Source organism: Paraburkholderia sp. BR13444, from assembly GCF_040948755.1.
GTDB lineage: Bacteria > Pseudomonadota > Gammaproteobacteria > Burkholderiales > Burkholderiaceae > Paraburkholderia > Paraburkholderia youngii.
This window is the reverse complement of the sequence record NZ_JBFPKM010000029.1, coordinates 1-19837: the sequence shown is the minus strand read 5'-3', so window position 1 is coordinate 19837 and position 19837 is coordinate 1. Positions and strand designations below refer to the sequence as shown.

The 19837-nt window shown below is 60.7% G+C and carries 17 protein-coding genes and 2 pseudogenes; 5 read left to right on the top strand and 14 right to left on the bottom strand.

All coding sequences use genetic code 11. The features are described from left to right. Nucleotides 1–31 precede the first annotated feature (31 nt). Both AB3X95_RS38305 and AB3X95_RS38300 read right to left on the bottom strand, forming a co-directional pair. A complete protein-coding gene (locus AB3X95_RS38305; protein WP_368623953.1) occupies nucleotides 32–1306 on the bottom strand; it encodes an NAD(P)/FAD-dependent oxidoreductase in 1275 nt (424 codons plus the stop codon). A gap of 190 nt (nucleotides 1307–1496) precedes the next feature. Next, complete coding sequence (locus AB3X95_RS38300) at nucleotides 1497–1730, bottom strand: hypothetical protein (protein WP_368593736.1); 234 nt, start codon at nucleotides 1728–1730, stop codon at nucleotides 1497–1499. Nucleotides 1731–2192: 462 nt separating this feature from the next. Here AB3X95_RS38300 and AB3X95_RS38295 point away from each other — a divergent pair, with 462 nt between their 5' ends. The 5 genes and pseudogenes from AB3X95_RS38295 to AB3X95_RS38275 form a co-directional block, all read left to right on the top strand. Next, nucleotides 2193–3740, top strand: a complete 1548-nt coding sequence (locus AB3X95_RS38295) for an APC family permease (protein ID WP_368593737.1) — start codon at nucleotides 2193–2195, stop codon at nucleotides 3738–3740. A gap of 140 nt (nucleotides 3741–3880) precedes the next feature. Continuing rightward, entirely contained in the window at nucleotides 3881–4609 is a 729-nt protein-coding gene (locus tag AB3X95_RS38290; RefSeq protein WP_368593738.1) for an IclR family transcriptional regulator, read from the top strand. A 506-nt stretch (nucleotides 4610–5115) separates the two neighbouring features. Beyond that, nucleotides 5116–5515: pseudogene (locus AB3X95_RS38285) on the top strand (lecithin retinol acyltransferase family protein). Nucleotides 5516–5589: 74 nt separating this feature from the next. Continuing rightward, a complete protein-coding gene (locus AB3X95_RS38280; protein WP_368593739.1) occupies nucleotides 5590–6771 on the top strand; it encodes an OpgC domain-containing protein in 1182 nt (393 codons plus the stop codon). Between the two features lie 712 nt (nucleotides 6772–7483). Continuing rightward, a pseudogene (locus AB3X95_RS38275) lies at nucleotides 7484–7884 on the top strand (transposase); the annotation flags it as partial. Nucleotides 7885–8109: 225 nt separating this feature from the next. Here AB3X95_RS38275 and AB3X95_RS38270 read toward each other — a convergent pair. The 12 genes from AB3X95_RS38270 to AB3X95_RS38215 form a co-directional block, all read right to left on the bottom strand. Beyond that, on the bottom strand, nucleotides 8110–8817 hold the full coding sequence (locus AB3X95_RS38270) for a GntR family transcriptional regulator (protein WP_368593741.1): 708 nt from the start codon (nucleotides 8815–8817) through the stop codon (nucleotides 8110–8112). A 72-nt stretch (nucleotides 8818–8889) separates the two neighbouring features. Beyond that, nucleotides 8890–9921 (bottom strand): proline racemase family protein, encoded by a 1032-nt coding sequence (locus AB3X95_RS38265; RefSeq protein WP_368593742.1) that lies wholly within the window; start codon nucleotides 9919–9921, stop codon nucleotides 8890–8892. Nucleotides 9922–9933: 12 nt separating this feature from the next. Next, on the bottom strand, nucleotides 9934–11415 hold the full coding sequence (locus tag AB3X95_RS38260) for an aldehyde dehydrogenase family protein (protein ID WP_368593743.1): 1482 nt from the start codon (nucleotides 11413–11415) through the stop codon (nucleotides 9934–9936). A 2-nt stretch (nucleotides 11416–11417) separates the two neighbouring features. Further along, a complete protein-coding gene (locus tag AB3X95_RS38255) occupies nucleotides 11418–12491 on the bottom strand; it encodes a proline racemase family protein (protein ID WP_368593744.1) in 1074 nt (357 codons plus the stop codon). 22 nt (nucleotides 12492–12513) lie between these two features. Next, nucleotides 12514–13803, bottom strand: a complete 1290-nt coding sequence (locus AB3X95_RS38250; RefSeq protein WP_368593745.1) for an NAD(P)/FAD-dependent oxidoreductase — start codon at nucleotides 13801–13803, stop codon at nucleotides 12514–12516. After that, nucleotides 13800–14816, bottom strand: a complete 1017-nt coding sequence (locus AB3X95_RS38245) for a 4-hydroxyproline epimerase (RefSeq protein ID WP_368593746.1) — start codon at nucleotides 14814–14816, stop codon at nucleotides 13800–13802. Before AB3X95_RS38245 ends, AB3X95_RS38250 begins: the two co-directional genes overlap by 4 nt. A 51-nt stretch (nucleotides 14817–14867) precedes the next feature. Further along, the gene (locus AB3X95_RS38240; protein WP_223958371.1) at nucleotides 14868–15746 is read right to left on the bottom strand and encodes a dihydrodipicolinate synthase family protein; all 879 of its coding nucleotides are present in this window, start codon (nucleotides 15744–15746) and stop codon (nucleotides 14868–14870) included. Nucleotides 15747–15783: 37 nt separating this feature from the next. Continuing rightward, nucleotides 15784–16446 carry an amino acid ABC transporter permease gene (locus AB3X95_RS38235; protein ID WP_201647675.1) on the bottom strand — a complete coding sequence of 221 codons (663 nt, stop codon included), beginning with the start codon at nucleotides 16444–16446 and terminating at the stop codon, nucleotides 15784–15786. 10 nt (nucleotides 16447–16456) lie between these two features. Further along, nucleotides 16457–17128, bottom strand: coding sequence for an amino acid ABC transporter permease (locus tag AB3X95_RS38230; protein ID WP_368593747.1), 672 nt, complete (start codon nucleotides 17126–17128; stop codon nucleotides 16457–16459). A gap of 8 nt (nucleotides 17129–17136) precedes the next feature. Next, a complete protein-coding gene (locus AB3X95_RS38225; RefSeq protein ID WP_368593770.1) occupies nucleotides 17137–17952 on the bottom strand; it encodes an amino acid ABC transporter ATP-binding protein in 816 nt (271 codons plus the stop codon). Nucleotides 17953–18133: 181 nt separating this feature from the next. Beyond that, nucleotides 18134–18967, bottom strand: coding sequence for a substrate-binding periplasmic protein (locus AB3X95_RS38220; protein ID WP_368593748.1), 834 nt, complete (start codon nucleotides 18965–18967; stop codon nucleotides 18134–18136). Nucleotides 18968–19598: 631 nt separating this feature from the next. Next, nucleotides 19599–19837: LysR substrate-binding domain-containing protein (locus AB3X95_RS38215; RefSeq protein WP_368623952.1), on the bottom strand; the 239-nt coding region annotated here is incomplete at its 5' end.

The window sequence follows — 19837 nt, the reverse complement described above, 5'->3', positions numbered from 1 at the left end:
GCAGCAGTACGCGGATGAGCGCGCCCCCGAATCAGGCTTCCTGGACGGCGGGTTTGCCGAAGCGCGCTGCAGAGAATCGCCCAAGTTGGTCCCTCTGCGGCGGCCGGCCTGTCACGCAGTCCGCGATAATCTTGGCTGTGGGAGCTGAACCAGTCAGCCCAAGGTGGCCGTGTCCGAAGGCAAGCCAGAGATTTTTTCGGTCAGGTGCCTGACCCAGAACGGGCATTGAATCGGGCATGCAGGGACGGTGTCCCATCCACGTGGTCGCGCCACGCGTCGTATTCAACGATGGCAGTCCTGCCCGGGCATGGTGTTCGAGAAGGGTTGCTCGCCGCTCATTACCCGGGCGCTGAGTGCCGCCAAATTCGACTGTGCCTGCAATACGCAGACCGCTTTCCATCGGCGTGATAAAGACCTTCCTGTCAGCAAGCACGATTGTGCGCGAGAGATGCGTATCCGATTGGGGGACATGCAGGTGGTACCCGCGCTGAGTTTCCAGCGGCACTGAAAGGCCGACAGAGCGCAGTAGTACGTTCGACCACGCGCCCGACGCGAGAACCACGTGCGTGGCGCTGAACACGCGGTCGCCCGCGCGAACCACCCAGTTCAGCGCGTTCGATTCAAGCGTCGTGACGCTGGCCCGTTCAAACGCGACACCACGCAGACGGGCCGCGTCTGCGATTGCGCGCGCATAGGCGAGCGGGTCGCGAAGCCAGTGGTCGTCCGGAAGGAGGAGGCCGACAACGTAGTCTGGCGACACATCACGCTCAATTTCTCGAATCGACTTTCGGTCGAGCTTCTGCATACGCATCCCAAGCTGGGACTTTAGCGCCCAGGCAAACGCGTCTTTTGCTAGCGATACTTCTGAGGGGTAGAGATGCAACTGCCCAGTCTGGCGCATCTGCTGCGCAAAGCCGACATCGGTTGCCAGCTCTTTGTGGTCGCGTGGCGCATGGTGAAGCAGCCATTCCAGTGACTCGGCAGTTTTGTACACGCGAGCTGGCTCGGCCGACTTTACGAACTGGAACAACCATGACGCAGCGAACGGGAAATAGAGCGGTGGGACATACAGCGGCCCCTTCGGGTTGCACATCATCTTGATGGCACCCGACAGAACTCCGGGAAGGGCGAGCGGCGCAAAGGAATGATACGAAAGCGCGCCTGCGTTGCCGCCCGAACATTCACCGGCGGGCTCTCCTTTGTCCACGACCGTTACAGCCAGGTTGCGCTTTGCCAGTTCGTGCGCGATAGCGAGGCCAACGATTCCGGCGCCCACGACTATCACATCATTTTTGTTTGCATACATGAATGAGAGGGGCTATTCAACAAGAGCGGCTGCACGTGAGCAACCGGCTGATTAGATCGTTGTGTGTCTGTGCCGGATGAACCGACGGTTCTCAAACCTAGACGGGTTCGAAATCGACGTCAGTCCTACGCGCGAAGGCGAGCAATGCCCCGGCTCAACGAAGCTCCGGCATCGGGCTGGTACATGCACGTCAAGCCGCACGTTCGATGGCCAGAAAGGCCGGACGGCCGCCACGCTGCGGATAAACCTGCCAGGAGCCGTCACCGTGTCTGAAGAAAATGATGGCGTACGGACTGTCGATGCGTGACACGGTGACGCTCCTCTTCTGGTTAGTGGCGCCGCGTGAGATACGAATCGAGGTCCGCTGAGCACCGCCAAACCATTTTTCGATTTGCCCGTGAAGCGAAGTTGAGGCGGTAGTCATTGCAATCTCCTGAAGGCCGCAACCGGAAGCATTCGAGGAGGACTCGAACCTCGCGGTTGGCGTGAGGATTTCTGCAAGCTTTATGCCGATTTCGCGAGGAGATGCGGAATGGTGATGTGTGAGAGCCCTTGGGCTTCGCCGGCTAGGGGCCGGCGAGTTTCATTGAATGTCCCGTTCGAGGCTCACCGTGAGATTTCTCAGGCATGAGACGAGTCAGGCAGCGACGGGCGTCTCAAAGATGATTTCGTAAGACTCCGACAATTTGCCCCGAACTCTCGCGAAGCCCCGCGGAGCGGGCAGGCACAAGCAGAGAAGGATTTAGGGACGCATCAAAAGCAGATTGGCATGGACGTTGCAGTAGAGACGCATAAAAAAGGCGTAACGAAAACGTCTTCCCTTTCTGTGTCGCGGTCGAATTCTTTTTTGTCAGGCCGTGGCCCTACACTATCAGGAGATGCTGGAATGTCGTCAGGAGATATTGTGAGCGAGCGTCGTACAGAAGATATCCTGCGTGAAGACGCAGAGACGCTGCACCGCTTCGGCTATGCTCAGGAGTTGTCGCGGCGTATGTCCGCGTTCGGGAATTTCGCCGTTTCGTTTATGGTTATCGGCGTGTTCTTCGGCGTCTCGGTGAACATGCAACAAGGACTCGGCACGGCCGGGATGTTCGGGCTGACCGTGATGTGGCTGGTGGGCGGTGTTATTGCACTCGCGACGGCCCTTTCGCTAGGTGAAATCAGCTCGGCCATCCCCACGGCAGGCGGCCTCTATCACTGGTCATCTGTTCTCGGTGGTCGCGGCTGGGGATGGGCGACGTCGTGGATAAATCTGCTTGCCTACGTCTTCTCGATGGGCGGTACGGCCGTCGCCACGTATCTGGTCTTCAACCAGATGATTCTCAATGAGATTTTCCAGATTGATACGTCGCACTGGGGCTACTGGGAACAGTTGCTCGGCGTGTCAGTGCTGATGGTGACCTGGGCGATTTTCAACCACGTAGGCGTGAAGACGCTGTCCCGGCTCGTGGAGATTGGTGCCTACATCACCTTCGTCGGAGCGACTGCGCTGTGCGGGATGATGCTTTATAACATTCACCCCGCGAACCTCACGCACCTGTTCGACTTCGTCAACAACACGGGTGCAGCCGGCGGCGATGTCGTTCCGCGTACAACGAATCCCCTGCTCATCTGCGGATACGCTTTGCTGCTCCCGATGTGGCTGGTTACCAGTTACGACGCATCTGCGCACGTTTCCGAAGAAACTGTGGACGCTACTCGCGCCGTTCCTCGTGCGATGAAGAACTCGGTGCTGTTCTCCGTCATCCTCGGACTCGCGCTGTTTGTGATTTTTGGCCTCGCAATGCACGACCCCGCTGAGATTGCGAAGAAGGGGCCCGATGGATTCCTGAAGCTCTACCAAGAAGTTGTGGCACCGCAATGGCTAAAGCACTTCGTCGCGGCTTCCATCACGATTTCTGTGTACATGTGCGGTGCAAGCTGCATGACCGGCTTCTCGCGGGCACTGTATTCGTTTGCTCGCGACGGCGGACTCCCCAAAGGCTTTGCCAAGGTCTCGCCCAGCTTTCGTACGCCGGCCTCGGCAATCTGGTTTGGCGCGATTGCCGGGGTGGCCGTGACGCTCTATTCGTCGGCATTTGCGGCCCTGACAGCTGGCACGGCGCTCTTTTATCAGATTTGCTACGGTATGGCGATTCTCGCGGCGCTGTTCGCGAAGAATCGCAAATATGGTCCGTTCCGCCTCGGTGTCTGGTCGAAGCCATGCGGAATCGTCGCCGTTGTAGGTGGCGTCTTTATCGTCTGGGTTGGATTGCAACCGCCGACCGAAATCCTTCGTCAGTACTTCATCGGCCTCTTCGCCCTGCTCATCGTTGGCTGGTTCGGACTTGAGCGCCGCCGCTTTCGCGGGCCCCCCGTCGGAGTTGGGGCGGTCGAACAGTGCCAGCGCGAGGTTGAGTTGCAAGAGGTGGCGCTGAGTCACATGAAGTCGTAATGCAGAACGAGCGTGTGGACCACCACACGCTCTTTTTTGCTGACGAGAAACGCGCCGCGCAAAGCGAAGACCTACATGTCTGCCTTCCGAGACGCCTGTAGCGTTCCAGACTCAAAATAAGCGCCGCTCTACAAGTTCGCATGGACAAGACGTTACTCAAGGGACTGCACGTCCTTGAAGCAGTAGCAGATACGAATGGACGAGGTCGGACCGCCCGTGAGATTGCTGAGTTGACTGGCCTCTCGCTGTGCAATGTGCATCGAACCTTGCGGACCCTCGTTCACGCCGACTTCATCTCCCGCGAGGAAGCGACGGGCCGCTATTTCACTGGATTCAAGGTCCTCTCGATGGGCGGTCGCGGGATTGTTGATATCGACATACGACGCCTCGCCGCGCCACTCCTGGCTGAGCTTTCGCACCTTACTGGGGAGACTGCGTTCCTTGCGCTTCTTCAAGGAGACTCGATTTGTTGTGTCGATAGCGTTAGCGCGCGTGACCGTGTCTCTGCATCCCTGAGCATTGGGACCTCGGCGCCGGCCGACTCGACCGCGGCAGGTTTGGTCATCTTGGAGGCAAAGGCTGGCGGACCTCGAACGCCTGAAAGTCGCGACTGCTACCGACCAGGCGGCACGCCGGAAACCGCAATGTCGCCGTGGTCAGGCGCATTCGTCTGTATGGGAGGGTGGCGCCCTGCAATCGGGGAAATTGCCGCTGCCGTCTTCGACGGTCTCGGCGAGGCCAAGGCATCTGTTGGAATCTTCGCACCTGCGGACAGGATTGATGACGCTCGAGCGTCCATCGTCGCTCAGCATGTGCTGGGAATCGCCGCTGCAATATCTGAACGTTGGGGCTTCACGCAGCGTTCGTGAGGCCCAACCCCGGCTTTTCCTTGCATTTGCCTGCCTTTTGCGTACTGGAGAACAAAACTCCCTGCTTCCTCTGCGTCAGTACATGGCTGGGCGCTTGCCCCCGCCATCGCTTCTAGCGACGTCATCATCGGTTCGCTTGCCTTCGTCCATCTATGTCGCGTTTCACGGAGCCGCGCGCGCTCTGCTTTCAGTGCCGGTGAGTCACCCACGCGAATCGTCCCGCAACCACAATCTCGATAGCTGAACCAGAACAGGCTTAAGCATCTTACGCCGGCTGCCGTCCCGAAGACGGGGCATTCATCTCAGGGTAGGCCGAGATGCCGGCCCATCTCTCAATTCTGGCGTCTCACCTCTGAGATTTCTCACTGCCAGGCTCAATGCTTTCCTCAAGCAACGTAGCGAATAGCCCGACACAGCGGTGCCGGTGAGTGCAGAGATACTCAAAAGAAAGTTGGCATGCTCTCTGCAGATAGTCGAGCGGGTAACACTGAAACACGGTAATCGAAATGTGCTATTTAATGCGACAGAATTGCTGGGAAAGCGATATTCAACTGGTAGTTGGCTTGCATCCGGTCACGCGTCGCCGCGGCTACACGCATCACGGAATCTACGTGGGCGAAGGCAAGGTGGTCCACTACGCCGGTCTCTGGACGTCGCTTCGCAGGGGCCCCCGTTTGCGAGTCGTCAATCGAAGCGTTCTGGAATGGGAACGCAATCTGGATTGAACTTCCCGACGATGCGCCCTGCCGGGGCGATGAAGTGGTCCGACGTGCTTATTTGCGCATTGGCGAAAACCGCTATCGGCTCTTCACAAATAACCGCGAGCATTTTTGCACGTGGTGCTTATACGGACAGGGTCGGAGCACCCAAATTGAGCGAATTACCAAGACAACCGCGTACCAATAACGTCCGCCTTGCTTCCCAACGTAGCCGTCGGGTTTCACGGACAAACGTAGCGACACAGATTGAAAGGTGGATTAATGAGTTCGTCGGTAAAACGCTCGGTTGAGTTGGATTTTCTAAGAGGAGTCGTTCTGATAATCATTGCGCTCGACCACAATCTTAGCGGCCTTCTTCAGCACGTAATGCTGCACACCTATGCCTATTGCGATGCCGCCGAAGTTTTTGTCTTTTTTGGTGGCTATGCATCGGCTTCCGCCTATCTCAGTGTTGCGTCAAACAAGGGAGAAGCCGCGGCGCGGCTGCGCTTCCTGAAGCGCGCCTTCGAGATATACCACGCTTACCTGCTAACCGCCGTATTGATGCTTGCCTGTAGTGCGGTTCTCACGCTCATGCCGGTTCCATACATTGTTGCTGGCGCCAGTTGGCCAAGCTTCTTATTGCACCCAATGCGAACGCTGTTTGACATCGCACTCTTCCGTCAACAACCGTTTCTCTCAGCCGTTCTGCCGATGTATGTGGTCTTCGCGCTCTGTGTCCCGCTAACCGTGCCCCTGGCACGACGCTCGCAGTCGACAGCGCTTGTCATAAGTTTCGTAGTCTGGCTTGCAGCGCCATGGCTGGGGACGACAATGCCCAGTGCAAGCGGAGAAGGCTGGCCCTTCAATCCCTTTGCCTGGCAATTGATGTTCACCTTCGGTACGTTGTGCCGCCTGCGTCCGATTCCGTGCGATGTTCATATCTCGGACCGGGGCAAGCAGTTGACCAGTGCCGCCCTCGCGGTCGGACTAACGATAGCGTTGGTAAGGCTCTGTGGCGATGTGCATCCGACGCCGGGCTATATGAAGCAGAACTTGTCGAGTGTCCGCATCGTCAGCTTTCTCTCAATTGCTTGGCTCTGCGCGCAGGCGGTACGCTTAGGATGGGTTCGGGCACTCGCCGAACGTATGTCATGCGTAGTTACCGTGGGTAGGCAAGGATTGGTCTGCTTCGTAGGCGGTACGATATTATCGATATCGGCAGACGTTAGCCTTCATGTTGCAGAATTGAACACGAGGCACTGGCACACGTTCTGGCCGATGCGGCTCATCGCGGACGGTTTGGTAATCGCGACATTGTTAGCGTTAGGGAGCGTTGCTAGCCGATTTAAGCATGCACGGGCGATTGCTCTAGTTCAACAAGGCACCAACAATCTGCCGCCCGGTATGAATGCACCTGCGACCCAGTATAGCGACAACAGAGGAATAATTCCCCCGACTTGATGCGGCGGCAGATCGCGAGCCCCACATCGGTTCTGTAAGTGAAGGTTCCACTTTTCCAGTCCAGTGTAGCTCGAGGCGCTTGCCTGACGTGATCGGAAATGGGCGGCCGGCACGTCGTTGATGCGCACATTCCTGCGAATCGAAATGTGCACCACCGACGCCTGTTGGGACTGAGCGGTGGGCGGCCGTGGTGCTGGCTCTATCAAGGCGTCGATGGTCAGTTTGTTGCCCGCTGGGAAAACGCCCGCCTGCAGGTCTGCGCCGCGACGCCGGCTGCCGCCATCGCGGGACTGCGGCGCTGCGCGACGAGATGCCCGCACATTGGTGGTAACGCACTCCCCTACCCCGCTTTGGCGCCAGTTGTCAGAGCCAGCCCGATGTCCACGACCCTCGCAGCCGACTATCGGCTGTTCATCCACTGCGCGAAGGCCCGTCGCGGTTGGTGGAGCGAAGCCGGGAAACTGGCGGCCGGCGGCTATCGTTGTGCGCGCGCGGTGGCGGACCAGACACGGCGTAGCCGCGGGATAGCCTAAACAGGGTAATCACGTTGATCGACCGGCCGCGCCGGGCGGTAGTAACACCCATTAGACAGTATGACTCCGCGAGGCAGGGGCTGGCCCCTCGTGAGGAATCAGACGCGAGTTAGCATCTCTGCCAGAGCCGCACGATGTGGACTGGGCCACACCCGGCAATGCCTGAGACGGAGGCCAGCATGGAACACGATAGCATTTTGTACGTAGGTCTGGACGTTCATAAGGACTCGATCACGGTTGCCTATGCACTGGGCGCAGGTGAAGTTGAGGTGCTCGGCAAGGTCGGCGCGACGAAGGCCGATTCAATCGCCTGTGCAAGCGCCTGCAGTCCAAAGCACGCGATATACGCCTCGTCTACGAAGCCGGACCGTGCGGCGATGGGCTGTACCGCCAGCTTGTACAAAAGGGGTTCGACTGCATGGTATGCGCGCCGTCACTCATTCCGCGCAAGCCCGGTGAGCGCGTGAAGACCGATCGACGTGACGCCATCAAGCTCGTGCGATCATTGCGCGCCGGAGATCTTTCAGCCGTGTACGTGCCCACCGTCGAGGATGAGGCATTCCGCGACCCGGCGCGTGCGCCCGAAGCGCCTGTGACGAGAACATATTGACCATGAAGTTTTTGATTCAACTGCCCTTCCTTCCAAAGACGGTGGACTCTCATGTCAGCGCACAGCACCGGAATCCTTCTGCATATCGCTGCCGAGCAGCAGCACATCCCCGCTTCCCGCTCTGACGCGTACCCGGACATACCGATAGCCGATCGTCGAAAAACAACCTCAAGCGCCCTGCGCATCTCGCGCCGATTACAACAGCGCGATCGATTCCGTCATGTTCTGACGCATGTAGTCGAGGAAGCGCTTCTGGAACAACATCGTGTGCTCGTGCGCAAGCCGTTCCGCCGCCTCAGCGTCCTTGCGTGCAATCGCGCCGATCAATTCCGCGTGATCACGCCCGAGCTTCGTCGCGGTCTGTGACGTTACCGTGTAGTCGAAATGCAGATGCAGCAGCCGTTGCCCCTCGCCGAGCAGACGCTCGTAATAGCCCACGAAGTACGGATTGTTCGCGGCATGCGCGATGGCCATGTGCAATGCCTTGTTTGTTTCCGACATCGCCTGGAAGTCGCCGCTATCGACCGCCTGCATGTAGACGTCGTCGGCCTTCTGGATGCGTGCAAGGTCCGCGTCCGTGCGGTGCTGAGCGGCAAGCCGGGTTACCGCGCGCTGGATCAGGTCCAGCGCGGAGATGTACTTCGGGAATTCTTCGATTTCGAACGGTGTGACGAGTGTCGTCCGGTTGGGGAGGATGGTCACGAGACCTTCGCTGATCAGCCTGGCGAGCGCATCGCGCACGGGTGAACGCGACAGGCCGAACTGCGCGGCCAGCGACACTTCGTCCAGCGGCGCACCCGGCTTGAGCTGCAGCGTCAGGATCTGCTTTCGCAACTCTTCGTAGATGTACCGTCCGCCATGCCGGCGACCCTGTGTCTCTGTCTCGCTCGTACCTTTGCTCATCGTTTCACCGCAGTCGTCGTGGGCCCGGAAAGACGGGCGCGCGGTCAAGTTTACCATCGCGCGCATCTCCCCTCAGACCTTCGGAAAACCCGAGCCCCACGTGTCGCTGAGCATGAAACCGGCTGCCAGCGGATCGTCGGGATCGACTCCAATCTGCTGGATGCCATATATCCACGCGCGGCCGCGTACTCGCGGGAGCACCGCCGGCCTGCCTCCCACCTCGGTTTTCCCCAGCAGTTCGATGTCGAACTCGCCGCCGATCGTCGAGCGCGACTTCAGCCGGCTGCCGATGTCCGCCAGGCCGCGCGCCGCGAGCGTCGCGAGGTTGGCCGAGCTGCCCGTCCCGCACGGCGACCGGTCGACGCGTCCCGGCGGCAGCGTCGTGCAGGTCTGGTACAGCGTGTCGTTGAGCCGGTTGCGGAACATCACGTACGCGACCTCGTTGATCTGCGGATACAGCGGATGCTGGATCCGGATCTGCCGGTTGATCACGTCCTTGAACGCAACGCCAAGCTCGGCGAGTACGCGTGCGTTTTCGGGCGCGATGGTGAGCCCTGTTTGCGCCACGTCGATCAGCGCGTAATAGACCCCGCCAAAGGCGATGTCGGCCTTGACGGCCCCGAATTGCGGTGTCTCGAAAGCGAAGTCCAGTTGTTCGACGAACGCGGGCACCATATCGAGCGACACGCTCACGCAACGTCCATCCGCGCACGTTGCACGAGCGGTCACCAGACCCGCCGGCGTATCGAGCACCACAGTCGTTTCCGGCTCCTGCATCTCGACCATGCCGAGTTCGAGCAGCGCCGTGACCACGCAGATGGCGTTGCTACCGGACATCGGATGCGCCTTGTCCGCCTGCAACACGATGAAGCCGGCGTGCGCCTCGGGACGCGTCGGCGGCGGCAGCAGATTGACCGACATCTGCAGGCAGCCGCGCGGTTCGAGCACGACGAGTCTGCGCAGGCTGTCGTCGACCTCGTTGATGTAATTCATCTTGTCGAGCATGGTCGCACCGGGAATGCCGACGACGCCTCCCGTAATGACCTTGCCGATCTCGCCCTCGCAATGCACGTCGACGAGTTGCAGCGTTTTCTTCCAGCGCATGATCGCCTCGACTTACTTGATGTACCAGCCCCACGGCTTGTCACTGTTGAAACGCGTGATCTGTTTGGTCTCAAGATAATTGTTCAAGCCCCACACGCCCAGTTCGCGTCCGATGCCGCTCTGCTTGTAGCCGCCCCAGGGCGCTTCCGTGAACGTGGGCTGCGAGCAGTTGATCCACACGATGCCCGCGCGCAGCGCTCGCGCAACGCGTTCGCAGCGCGCGTCGTCGCGCGACATCACGGCTGCGGCAAGACCGAAGCGCGAGTCGTTCGCGGATTGCACTGCTTCGTCTTCGGTATCGAACGGCCGTACGCACACCACGGGTCCGAAAATCTCTTCGCGCCAGATCCAGCTGTCTTCGGGCACGTCTGCGAACACGACGGGCTCCATGAAGTAGCCCGTGTCGAGATGCGCAGGCCGCGCGCCGCCCGTCACCAGCCGCGCGCCTTCCTGCTTGCCGCGCTCGACCGCTTCGCGCACCTTGTCGTACTGCCCCTTGCTGACGATCGGTCCGAGCAGCACGCCGTCATCGAGCCCGTTGCCAATGGTGATTTTGCGCGTTTCCTCTTCGAGCCGCTCAATGAGCCGCGCGTAAATGCCACGCTGTACCAGTACGCGCGAGGTCGCCGAACACACCTCGCCCTGGTTCCAGAAAATGCCGAACATGATCCATTCGGCGGCCGCGTCGATATCGCTGTCGTCGAAGACGATGAACGGCGACTTGCCGCCCAGTTCGAGGCTGACGTTCTTGATGTCCCGCGCGGCCGCCTGCATGATCCGGCTGCCCGTCGGCACGCTGCCCGTGAACGCGAGCTTGTCGATGCCGGGATGTTCGCTGAGCGACGCGCCCGCGTCCTTGCCGAAGCCCGTGACGACGTTGAGCACACCGGGCGGCAGGTCCGCCGTCGCCGCAATCCCGGCGAGTTCGAGCGCCGTCAGCGGCGTCAACTCGGAAGGCTTCAGGACCATCGTGCATCCCGCCGCCAGCGCCGGCGCGACCTTCCACGCCGCCATCAGCATCGGGAAATTCCACGGAATGATCGCGCCCGCCACGCCGATCGGCTCCTTGCGTACCACTGACGTGAAACGGTCGTCGGGTAGCGCGACGGGTTGCTCGGCATTGTCGTCGAGTGTTTCGGCGAGGTTCGCGTAGAACTCGAAGCAGCCTGCCGCGTCGCCGAGATCCCACAGCGCTTCGGGCAGCGGTTTGCCGTTGTCGCGCACTTCGATTTCGGCCAGTTCGTGCAGACGGTCGCGAATGCCCTTGCCGATCCGTCGCAACACGGCGGCCCGCTCGGCGCCGCGCATGCGCGGCCACGGACCTGCGTCGAACGCCTTGCGCGCCGCCTGCACGGCGAGGTCGACATCCTCTGCCGTCGCAGCGGCCACTTTGGCGAGTACCTGCTCGCTGCTGGGGTCGATGGTGTCGAAGCTGCCGTTGTGGACGGGCGCGACCCAGCGGCCGTCGATGAAAAGTCGATCGTAGGATTTCATGTTCAGTTTGAAGTTGATTGACGCGATTTGATGAGCTTGTCGTCGACTGCTTCCAGCCATGTGTCGGCCACGGTGAAACCCGTCTGGAAGCGGTCCGTCGGATCCACTCCGATCTGCGAAATGGAGGTGATCCACGCCTGACCGGACACGACGGGCACCACGGCCGCGTAATTGCCGACCTTCGTTGTCGCAGCGACGCGGCTTTCGAATCGCGATCCCGTGATCGATTCATGGACGAAGGTTTCGCCGACGTCGATCAGACCGCGCGCGTGCAAGACCGCAAGGCGTGCCGAGGTTCCCGTGCCGCACGGAGAACGGTCGCAACGCCCCGGCGACACGACGACGGTGTTGCGTGCAAACAGCTTGCCGTTTTCCCGCCGCAACGGGCCCATGAACTGCGTATTCGTGACGCCCTTGATCAGAGGATTGAGCGGATGCGAGAACGGCAACTGCTCGACGGCTGCCGCCTTGATTTTCTGGCCGAGTTCGCAAAGGTCTCGCGCTTCGTCGGGTGCGATATCGAAACCGAGCGCCTGCGCGTCGACCAGGGCATACGTCATGCCGCCGTATGCAACATCCATCGCGATGCTGCCGACGCCGGGCACCTCGACATACGCATCCCGATGCGCGACGAAAGCGGGCTGGTTCGTGAACTCGACGCGCGTCACTTTGCCATTCGAGCACTCACATTTCACATGAATGACTCCGGCGGGCGCCTCCAGCACCAGCTCCGTGACGGGCTCGCGCATCGGCAGAATGCCCGTTTCGAGCAGCACAGTGGCGACGCACATCGTGTTCGAGCCGGACATCGCCACGTACTCCGTCGATTCACCGATCACATAACCCATCTGCGCACGAGGATCTGTGGCGGGCAATATGAAGTTGACGTTGTGATTCACCGAGCCGCGAGGCTCGAAGAGACAGATCCTGCGCAGCTCGTCTGCGTGCTCTTCGAGATACAGCATCTTCTCGAACATCGTGCTGCCCGGCACGTCGATCAGCCCTCCCGTTACGACGTTGCCGACTTCACCTTCGGCATGGCATCCGACCATCGTGAACGTCCTGTTCCAACGCATCGTGTTCTCCGTGATGGTGACTCTAGAAGCGGTAAGCACTGAACGGCGCGAGGTCCTGTTTCGTCGGCCGTCCCGCGACCAGATCGGCAATCAGTCGTCCCGTCGTTGCGCCGAGCGTGAGGCCGAGTTGCCCGTGACCGAATGCCATGAACACGTTCGACAGTCTGCGCGAACGGTCGATGATCGGCTTCGTGTCCGGCAGGAACGGGCGATAGCCGACGCCGTATTCGACATTCGACGTGCGCATCTGCGGCAACACGCGTTTCGCCTTGTCGAGAATGATGTCCGCGCGCCTGAAATCCGGTTTGGCGCCGTGGCCCGCGAACTCGATCGTGCCGCCGATCTGCAGACCGCGCGTCATCGGCGTGAAGCAGAAGCCGCCGTCGGCATAGATCGTCGAGTGGCGGATTTCCACGCCCGGGTCGGAGACGACGGCCTGATATCCGGCGATGCCCGTCAACGGCACGTCGATCCCCAGTGAACGGAAGAAGCGCCGCGCGCCCGTGCCCGCGGCGACGATCACATGCCGGGCGGCAATGCGCTCGCCGTTGGCCAGCGTGACGCCCGTCGCCTGGCCATTCGATTCGTCGATGCGATCCGCTTCCGTGCGAATCCGGCGGCCGCCCTGCGCGATGAAACTCGCCGTGAGCGCCGCGATGAAGCCCATCGTGTCGCTCACTGCACGCCAGTCCGGAAACATCAGCCCGTGTGAGAACCTGCCTGCGAACGCCGGTTCCAGATCGCCGATTTCCTTCGCGTTCAGCCGCTGGGACTTGAAGCCGAGCGACTCGCGCAGATCCAGATGCGGCTGCTCGTGCACGAGCGCGCTGGGATCGTCGAATACTTCGAGGATCGGCCGCTCGCCCATCAGCGTCTTGTCGTCACAGGCGTCGAGCAGCGGCGCGAAGTCTGCGTAGACGTCGTGCGTCAGCGTCGCCATCGACTGCGCAATCTCGACGATCTTCGCGTGCCGCGCGCACATCAGAAAGCGCACGAACCACGGGACGATGCCCGGCAACGCGCTGGGACGAAGCGACAGCGGTCCCTTCCGGTCGAACAGCCAGCCGGGCACTTTCATCAGCACGCCGGGCTTCGAGAGCGGAATGACTTCGCTCACGGCCATCTGGCCGCAACTCCACTTCGCCGTGCTGTTGCCGGGCGCTTCCGGGTCGATCAGCGTGACGGCGTATCCGGCGCGCTGCAGATAGAGCGCGCAGCACACGCCCACGATGCCGCCGCCGATCACGACGGCAGATTCCAGGCCAGCAGGCAGCGTGTCACGCGAAACAGTGTCACGAGGAACGGCGTTCAATTCGCGTACTCCTGCAGGCTGAAACCATGAGCATAGGGCTGGGTATCGTCGACATAGTATTCTGCCCGCCCGGTGATCCACGCACGTCCTTCGACGCTCGGGAACACCGCGTCCAGACCGTTCCCGAGTCTCGTCGTGGTTTCCACGCGGCCCGTAAAGCAACTGCCGATCAGGCTCTGATGCCGGAAACCTTCACCTTGCGCGAGCAGTCCGCGTGCGTAGCGCTGCGCAACGCGGGCGGAGGTGCCCGTGCCGCATGGCGAGCGGTCGATCAGACTGTCGCCCGCGATCACGACCGCGCGCGCATCGGCGTCATCCGAGATCGGCGCGCCCGTCCACATCGCGTGTCTGATGCCGCGTATGGCCGGGTCGTCCGGATGGACCACGTCGAGCGTTTCGTTCACCGCCTGTTGCAGCTGGCGACCCCACATAAGCAGTTGCTCCGGCGAGAAGTGTTCGCAGCCGGGAAAGTTGGGCTGGACTTCGACGATCGGATAGAAGTTTCCGCCATATGCGATATCGAGCGTGAGTCGTCCGAAATGCGGGTGCACGATCTCGACATCGCGATGCAGCAGAAAGCTCGGCACATTCGTGAAGCGCACCGACGCTACCCGCTCGCCGTCCATCTCGTAGCGCGCGTGAAGCTTGCCCGCAGGCACGTCCACGACGACGGTGCCGGGCGACTTCGGCCGCACGAGTCCCGCTTCGAGCGCGAACGAGATCGAGCCGATCGACGCATGGCCGCACATCGGCAGACAGCCTGAAGTTTCGATAAACAGCAGGCTCATATCCGCGTCGGCGGAAACGGGCGGATACAGCAGCGTCCCGGACATATGTGCATGTCCGCGTGGTTCGAGCATCAGCGCGCGACGAATCCAGTCGTGGCTCTCGACGAACGACTTGCGGCGCGCGGCCATCGTCGCGCCTTCGAGGGCCGGCATGCCGTCGATCAACATGCGCACGGGCATACCTTGCGTATGTCCTTCGATGCTCACGAAACGGTGTCTGCTCATTCGATTGTCCCGAAAGAGGAAAGCCGGCGGCCTGAGCCGCCGGCACAGTCGTCAGGCCTGTACGGCTTCGAAGACAGCACGGAAGTCGGCCTTTTCTTCGTCGGTCAGCGGCTTCAGCGGCATGCGCGCAGCGCCGACCTTGAAGCCAGCCAGCTCGCAGCCATACTTCACCTTCTGCACGAACTTGCCTGCTTCCATCGTCGCCATGACGGGGAACAGCGTGCGCATCACGTTCTGCGCACCGCGAATATCGTCGGCAGCGAACCTGTTATAGAAATCCACGACCTGCTTCACGAAGCAGTTTGCGGGACCGCAAATCCAGCTCGTTGCGCCCCACAGGAAGAAGTCGAGCGCCTGATCGTCGGAACCGCACGACAGCTGGTAGTTGCCCTTGTACTTCTCGCCGATCTCGATGGCACGCAGCAGATTGCCGCTGCTTTCCTTGATACCGACTACGCGCGGATGGTCCTTGAACGCATCGAGCACGCCGAAGCCCACTTCGACGTTGGTGCGCACCGGATAGTTGTAGAGGATCACGTTGACGTCGGGCACCGCTTCGAGAATCGCCTCGTAATGGCCGATCAGTTCTTCCTGCGACGGCAGCGCGTAGTACGGCGGCGCGATGAGCACGTTCGTGTAGCCCGCATCGCGCACCAGACGTGTCTGCTCGATCACTTCGCGTGTGCTCGAACCGTTCGCGCCGCCGATCAGCGTGCCGCGCCCGCCGACCACTTCGCGCACGGTCTTCAGGATCGCACGGCGTTCGTCGTGCGTCAGTGCATAGTATTCGCCCGTCGAACCCAGCGGCACGAAGCCCGTCACGCCCGCCTTGAGCTGGAATTCGAGGATGTTGGCAAGGGTGTCGTGATCGACGGCGCCCGAGGCATTGAACGGCGTCACGAGTGCGGGCAGGATTCCCTTCATCTGCATGATTGTTTCTCCACTTAACGATGGACTGGTTGGGGTATCAGGCAAAACGCGAAAGCAGGCGTGTCTCGACCACGCCGACGAGACGCGTCAGCGGGAATGCGACAAGGAAATAAATGATCGCGACGGTGGTGAGAAACTCGACCGGCCGCGCGGTGCTGGTCGAAATGCTCTGACCGACGAACATCAGGTCCGCGACGCCCACGGACGAAATCAGCGCGCTCTCCTTGAACAGGCTCACGATGTTCGACAGCAGCGGCGGAATCGCGCGCAGCAGCGCCTGCGGAAAAATCACGTAGAGAATCTTCGCGTGCGCCGACAGACTCAACGCGATGCAGGCGTCATGCTGCTCGGCCGAAATCGACTTCAGCGCGCCGCGGAACGTTTCGCTGGTGATAGCCGCCATGTACAGCGTCAGCGAAATCACTACCGACAGATACGGCGGAATCTCCACGCGGAAAACCACGGGGAAGCAGAAATACACCCAGAAAAGCTGGATCAGCAAAGGCGTGCCGCGAAAGAACTCCACGTAGAGCGACGTCGCTGCTTTCATCCAGCGAGAAGGCGACATTCTCAACAGGCTCAGCACGAACCCCGCGAGGCTTCCGATCACCGCGCAACTGCTCGTGAATGCAACCGTGAGCGCAAGCCCTTTGAGCAATACCAGCCAGTACGGCAGCACGGCGGAAAATTCGAGGTGCATGGTCTTCTCCTCAACGGCGGACGGCAAGGTCCTGACGACGCTCGATCACATGCACCAGCCTGGCTATCGGCAGTGAGAGCGCGAAGTAAATGAGTGCGACCAGCGTGTAGGTTTCGAGCGGACGATACGCTTCCGTTGCGAGGCTCTTGCCGACATACATCAGGTCCGCGACGGCTACGATGGCCACCAGCGCACTCTGCTGCAGGCTGCCGATGCCGTTGGTCATCAGCACGGGCATCGCACTGCGCAGCGCCTGCGGCAGCACCACATAAAAGGTGCGCTGCCAGGGCTTCAGTCCGAGCGCGATGCAGGCATCGAGATGCTCTTTCGGGACTGCCTGCACACCGGCCCGATAGGCCTCGGCGTTGAAGGCCGTCAGGTTCAGGCCGAGCGCCAGCACGCCCATCATGATCGGGTCGATGAAAACGTCGACCATCATCGGAATGCAGTAGAAGAACCAGACGATCTGCAGCAGCGCCGGCGTGCATCGAAAGAACTCGATAAAAAGCTGAGCGGGCCAGCGAACCGCGGTCCACCGGCTCATCGCGAGCAGACACAGGAAGAAGCCCAGCACGAGCCCCATCGCGTTGGAGGCGATGGCCAGTTCGAGCGTGACCTTGAGCCCGGCGAGCAACGCGCCCGCGCTTCCCGCCAGAAAACCGAAATCGAAGTGATAGTTCATCGCGGACCTCAGTCGAGATGCAGCACTTTCTCGAGGAATTCGCGGGTGCGTGCTTCCTTTGGGCACCTGAACATGTCGGCGGGTGCGCCCTGCTCCACGATTTTTCCGCTCGCGCAAAACACCACACGCGTAGCGATATCGCGGGCGAAATGCATGTCGTGCGTCACGATGATCATCGCCATCTTCTGTTCAGCGAGTTGCAGCATCACGTTCTGCACTTCGATGACCATTTCCGGATCGAGTGCCGACGTCACTTCGTCGAATAGCATCAGCTTCGGCTCGAGCATCAGCGCACGCGCGATCGCCACACGCTGCTTCTGACCGCCCGAAAGCTGGCTCGGATACGCATGCAGCTTGCTCTCCAGACCTAGCCGCGCGAGATACATCCGGGCCCGCTCGGTTGCTTGCGCTTTCGACAGGCCACCGACCTTCATCGGCGCGAGGACGAGATTGCCCAGCACGGACAGATGCGGAAACAGCGTGTAGTGCTGGAACACCATCCCGATCTGCTTCTGCAACCGGGCGTCGATGCGCTTCGAGCGGCCCGAGTCCGCACCGTAGATATACGGCTTGCCCTGGAAGCCGATCCGTCCGCCCTGAATGCCTTCCAGTCCCATCATCACGCGCAGCAGCGAGCTCTTGCCGCTTCCGCTCGGGCCGATGATGACGAGCCGGTCGTCGGCGCGCATGTCGAGATTCATGTGGTCCATGACCACCAGGTTCTCGCCGTAGGACTTGTACACATCCTCGAATTGCACGAAATCGCCCATCGTGGACGGCGTGAAGTCCACCACAGCCGGTGGCGTGTGAGATTGGGCAACCATGGTTTGCGATGACAGCATGAAGTCTCTCCAGCGGGACGCGCCTTACGCGCGCGAAGGTGAGTCGAACCCCGCGACCGTGGATGTGCCGATGTCGTTGCGTCTGGTACCGGCCACATAAACGCAAATCGCGATGCCAGCCGCGAGCGAGCGAACGCGCTCACTCGCGACATGGCAGCAAGCGTCACTTGTTCGAAGCGAGCATGGATTGAACGGAGGTCTTGATGAGGCGATTGACCGCGCCGGAGCTGACCTGCTCGCTCACGTACTTGTTAAGTACCGCGATGTCGGCAGCTGGCGTGTCTTTCCTGATACCGAAAGCGACTTCCTGCTGCGCGAGCGGCGGATTCGGCTGAATGGCGACGGCCCAGTCGGGATGCGCCTCCGTCAGCAGCATGTTCGTGATGTTGGCGTCGGCGAGAAGGTCGGCGCGTTTGGACATCAGTGCGAGGCGGGTTTCGTCGTTACCCGGCAAGCGCATGATTTGCACCTGTTTGAAGACGGCCGTGATCGCCTTGTCCTGCGCGGAACCCGACATCACCGCGACCGTCACACCCGGCTTGTCGATTTCGGCGATGGAATGGGCGCCCTTCGCGATCTTCGGGTTGTTCCTGTTGTAGACGAACGAAACGTTGTAGTCCGTTGCGGGCGCGGAAAACGAGATCGCTTTCTCCCGCTCCGGCGTGTCGTTGAGCGCCATCGAAAGATCCCATTTGTTCGATTGCAGACCCGCGACGATGTTGTCCCACGTGGTATCGACGAACTCGACTTTCACTTTGAGCACGTTTTGCCCGAAGTTGCGACATAGCTCCGAGAAGAAGCCGCTGTATTCGCCGGTCTTCGGGTCGCGCATGACGTACGGCGGCGCAACTGCGGCGCCGCAACGCAGGACGCCAGCCTTCTTCACACTTTCCCAGCCGGCGGTTCCGTCGGCGTGCGACGGCGCGCTTGCAACGACGCAACCCACCGCTACGAACGACAGGAACGTTTGACGGACAAAACAGGACAGCCGAACCATGGTGACCTCTCCTTTAAGGGTAATTCCGAGGACGGAACACATGTGCCACACACCATTGCGTGTTTATAGGTGTGCAGCGATGTATGCATCCTAGAAAATCATAAATGGAGCTGTCAACCAGGAAATTGCCCTAGTCGATATTTCATGCCGCATAGCGGTTTCGTCAGACAAAAAAGAGCTCCTCCAGACCGCGCGGCCGACCTCAAGCTCATCGATTCCTTCCCATCGAGTCAGGAAACTCGCTCGGCAGGCTCAAGATGAACCTGGTAATGACGATCGCCGCGTCTGCGGGAGAGGCGAGTAGGGATTCACTTGCGCGGCCGGAGGCGCACTGCGCTGTTTGGGGGAAGGGGGAGAACAGCGGTCGGACACCGAGTGGGATGCGGCAGCGGAACCCGCTGCCGCATCCCACTCCTTCATGTACTTGCGAGTGCCTCCGCGCTGACCGCCGTGAAGAAGTCAACCAGATTGCCGTCCGGATCCCGAACAGCAGCGAGCGATCTCCCCGTGGCTGAGTGGTAAGGGCCTGTACAACGTCTTCGAGTTACCCACACCGCAACAAGCAGCTTGAGTAAAGAAGTATGTGCATCGGATCGAACCGCGAGGTTCCAAAGCCTCAACGTACTTCGCTTTAGGCGTGACGACTACTCGTCGCGCCGAGCTCTCGCGCAAGGTCGAGAAACCCCGCGATGTAAGCGATTTCCTCTTCTCCGTTCCGCACACCTACGTTGATGCATTTGCTGATACCCGGCTCGCCCAGACGAATGGCCCGTACAGGCAACCCTTCGCCCTCTTCTGCTACGAGCCAGTCCGGCAACACCGCGACGCCGCGTCCAGCCGCGACGAGTTGCAGCATCAATTCCGTCTGCT

Bases quoted from the DNA above. Each gene is read 5' to 3' on its own strand.
- AB3X95_RS38305 (WP_368623953.1), bottom strand. From the start codon at position 1,306: ATGTATGCAAACAAAAATGATGTGATAGTCGTGGGCGCCGGAATCGTT.
- AB3X95_RS38300 (WP_368593736.1), bottom strand. From the start codon at position 1,730: ATGACTACCGCCTCAACTTCGCTTCACGGGCAAATCGAAAAATGGTTT.
- AB3X95_RS38290 (WP_368593738.1), top strand. From the start codon at position 3,881: ATGGACAAGACGTTACTCAAGGGACTGCACGTCCTTGAAGCAGTAGCA.
- AB3X95_RS38235 (WP_201647675.1), bottom strand. From the start codon at position 16,446: ATGCACCTCGAATTTTCCGCCGTGCTGCCGTACTGGCTGGTATTGCTC.
- AB3X95_RS38225 (WP_368593770.1), bottom strand. From the start codon at position 17,952: ATGGTTGCCCAATCTCACACGCCACCGGCTGTGGTGGACTTCACGCCG.
- AB3X95_RS38255 (WP_368593744.1), bottom strand. From the start codon at position 12,491: ATGCGTTGGAACAGGACGTTCACGATGGTCGGATGCCATGCCGAAGGT.
- AB3X95_RS38295 (WP_368593737.1), top strand. From the start codon at position 2,193: ATGTCGTCAGGAGATATTGTGAGCGAGCGTCGTACAGAAGATATCCTG.
- AB3X95_RS38245 (WP_368593746.1), bottom strand. From the start codon at position 14,816: ATGAGCAGACACCGTTTCGTGAGCATCGAAGGACATACGCAAGGTATG.
- AB3X95_RS38280 (WP_368593739.1), top strand. From the start codon at position 5,590: ATGAGTTCGTCGGTAAAACGCTCGGTTGAGTTGGATTTTCTAAGAGGA.
- AB3X95_RS38265 (WP_368593742.1), bottom strand. From the start codon at position 9,921: ATGCGCTGGAAGAAAACGCTGCAACTCGTCGACGTGCATTGCGAGGGC.
- AB3X95_RS38270 (WP_368593741.1), bottom strand. From the start codon at position 8,817: ATGAGCAAAGGTACGAGCGAGACAGAGACACAGGGTCGCCGGCATGGC.
- AB3X95_RS38240 (WP_223958371.1), bottom strand. From the start codon at position 15,746: ATGCAGATGAAGGGAATCCTGCCCGCACTCGTGACGCCGTTCAATGCC.
- AB3X95_RS38230 (WP_368593747.1), bottom strand. From the start codon at position 17,128: ATGAACTATCACTTCGATTTCGGTTTTCTGGCGGGAAGCGCGGGCGCG.
- AB3X95_RS38220 (WP_368593748.1), bottom strand. From the start codon at position 18,967: ATGGTTCGGCTGTCCTGTTTTGTCCGTCAAACGTTCCTGTCGTTCGTA.
- AB3X95_RS38260 (WP_368593743.1), bottom strand. From the start codon at position 11,415: ATGAAATCCTACGATCGACTTTTCATCGACGGCCGCTGGGTCGCGCCC.